The organism is Marilutibacter spongiae (assembly GCF_014145325.1).
GTDB classification, from domain to species: Bacteria; Pseudomonadota; Gammaproteobacteria; order Xanthomonadales; family Xanthomonadaceae; genus Marilutibacter; species Marilutibacter spongiae.
The window spans coordinates 1-2403 of sequence record NZ_JACHTF010000034.1; the positions used below are offsets into that span (position 1 = coordinate 1).

Below are 2403 nucleotides of genomic sequence, written 5' to 3' on the forward strand. Positions count from 1 at the left end.
GATCCTTCATTGCTGGACCGAAGTTTTATAGCCAACTGAGAAGATCCAATGAACAGAAAATCGATACTTTCAAGTTTGATAATCCTCATGGTTGGCGCGGGAGCAGGCTGCGTGGCCGCGACCATGCTCGACTCGGCAAGCCAGTCGACAGGTGTCGCGATCGCCAGCAGCTGGGAAACCCAGTACCGCAATCTGGTCGATGCCGATGGTCAGGCCCGCTCTCCCGCTGCGGTACTGGAGATTTCAAGGATCAATTTCAATTCACTCAGCATCGGGTTGGCTGGAACCATTCATCAATTGCCGGAGCGCGAGCGCGCTAGGTACCAGTCGATGGTTGCACGGGCCGCCAGGCTCGAACTGTCGCCAGCAGGGGGGGCATCGACATCCAAGGTACTTCGGTGTATCGAAGCGATCCCTGCAGGCAACACCGTGGATGAGACCTGCCTTGCGCAAGCGGTAAGTCCGAGGTAGCAAGGCGCAGCGTGGGGGCCGTGCCCCCACGCTTCCACTTTTCGGCCCCCCATGCCCGCAGTATCGGCGAGGCCCCCGGCGCGCTGGTCGATCTGGTGAACTGGGCCTCGGCGGCGTATGCCGACCTCAAGCAGATGGTGGTTTCGCTGGTGGCCTCGTTGCTGCCGTTCGTACCCGACAGCGCGGTGTCCTTCGCCCTCGACGCGGCGATGGCGGCGGTCGGGTTGCCGCCGTCGATCCCCAATGTCGATGAACTGATGGAAGGCGGTGCCGATTATCTGGCCGTGCAGATGGCGGCGCAGATCCTTACCCCGGCCTCGGGCCCGCTGGCCGGGATGGCCGCCAGGGAGGCGCGCGACCGAATCCGCGAACAGACCCGGAAGGCGCTGCTGGAAGCCGCGCACGACATCGCACGCAAGCGCGCCGACGCGACCACCTGGTGCATGCGCCGCATCACCGAGCCCTACTTCGAGGTCACGGAAAACAGGGGTCAGAGCGCACTTTTCGTTCGATCATTTTCTGCGCCATGCAAGTGGCCTGGCCCAATTGATCACCTCACCTGAGAAAGTCTACTCTGACCCCTGTTTTCACCCCTGTTTTCGGTGCGGGATGACGAACCCGAAGCCCTTGTCATCGTCCCAGTCCGAGAGCCGCCCAACGAATCTCTTGCATCGCTACCCCTGAGCATCCCCGAAGGTCGGCGCGATACCAAACCTATCGCCCGATTATCGACGCGGCGACAAAGGCGACGCAACAAAGGGCGCCGCACTGATTCACAGGCCTCAAGAAATCAAACTGCGCGCGCTCGCAGACGGAACGGGCGCCCCGGATGCGCTGCGCTTATCCGGGCTACGCCGACCGACAAACGCGCTAAGCCGTAGCCCGGATAAGGCCGAAAGGCCGCATCCGGGGACACGCCTTCCGACGTGCGCTTGATCTTCGTGAATTCACCCGGGAGGCCCCGCGCCCGGGCGACGAGGTCGGCGACCTCGGACAAGCGTCTCACGCACGGGATGATGCGGTCCACGGCCTGGACAAAGAGGAAGTTCGACACCCGTCCGTGAGCGCTATCCGATCCCGGACACAATGTCGAACAGGTCGAGCAGCCACCTCAAGAAGCTCCGGGCAACGGGTTTGCGCTTGCGAAGCCTCTCCACGAACAACCACGTCACCCAGAGCATCAGGATAACGACAGTAGCCAAGACAATCGTTCCAAGAAGGAACGTGAAAATGTGCTCCACGGTTTGAGCTCCCAATGCCTCAGAACATGACGGGACGTGGAATGAGGAAGTCTACTGTGACCCCTGTTTTTCTGTCATTGCGAACGCCATCAATTGATGGCGTTCGCCCCCATATCCTTGCCCCGGCCATACTCGCTATGAGGCCTACCGCATCGGCATGGCCGCGACTTCGATGACATCTAGGCATGGGTCTTGCCCGGTCAGACGGGGCCTTCGAACCGGCGCTGGGCATGCCCACTTCGGCATGGTCGAAGAGGACCCCATCGGATGGAACCAGACAGGCACTGCCACCGGGTCATCAATGACAGCACCATCAACGCGCTCGGGCTCGAAACGCCACTTGGAGATCACCTGCTTCAAGGCAGCCTCCACTCGCGCGTCTGAAGCGTCGAGATAGCGGATGTCCCGCGGACGCCCGTCCCCGTCGATCCTGAACAACACGAGCACTGAGCCCTCCTGACCGCTCCGCGCCATGTCCACCGGATATCGCGGCGGTTCAAGGGTTCCGCTCACAGGGCCCAGTTTCAATCCCTGCAGCGTGGCTTTGAGATTTTCGTCATCGACCGGCTCCAGCACCACGGTGCCGGTGACGAAACTGCTGCTGGCCACCGCATGATCACCGATCCGGGCAGCCACGTAAACCTGCGACTCAAGGCTGGCGCGTACCCAACCTGCGAGCTTGGCCTCCAAT

General features: G+C 61.7%; 3 protein-coding genes. 2 read left to right on the plus strand and 1 reads right to left on the minus strand.

The genetic code is table 11. The features are described from left to right. The first annotated feature begins 48 nt into the window (after positions 1–48). On the plus strand, positions 49–471 hold the full coding sequence (locus H4F98_RS16555; RefSeq protein ID WP_182688930.1) for a hypothetical protein: 423 nt from the start codon (positions 49–51) through the stop codon (positions 469–471). A gap of 20 nt (positions 472–491) precedes the next feature. Beyond that, positions 492–1034, plus strand: a complete 543-nt coding sequence (locus H4F98_RS16560) for a hypothetical protein (protein ID WP_182688931.1) — start codon at positions 492–494, stop codon at positions 1032–1034. A gap of 822 nt (positions 1035–1856) precedes the next feature. Here H4F98_RS16560 and H4F98_RS16565 read toward each other — a convergent pair. Continuing rightward, the coding region (locus H4F98_RS16565; RefSeq protein WP_182688932.1) for an energy transducer TonB at positions 1857–2403 on the minus strand (547 nt) is incomplete at its 5' end.

What these genes read in the sequence shown, in the direction of transcription:
- H4F98_RS16555 (WP_182688930.1), top strand. Translation starts at nt 49, where the DNA reads ATGAACAGAAAATCGATACTTTCAAGTTTGATAATCCTCATGGTTGGC.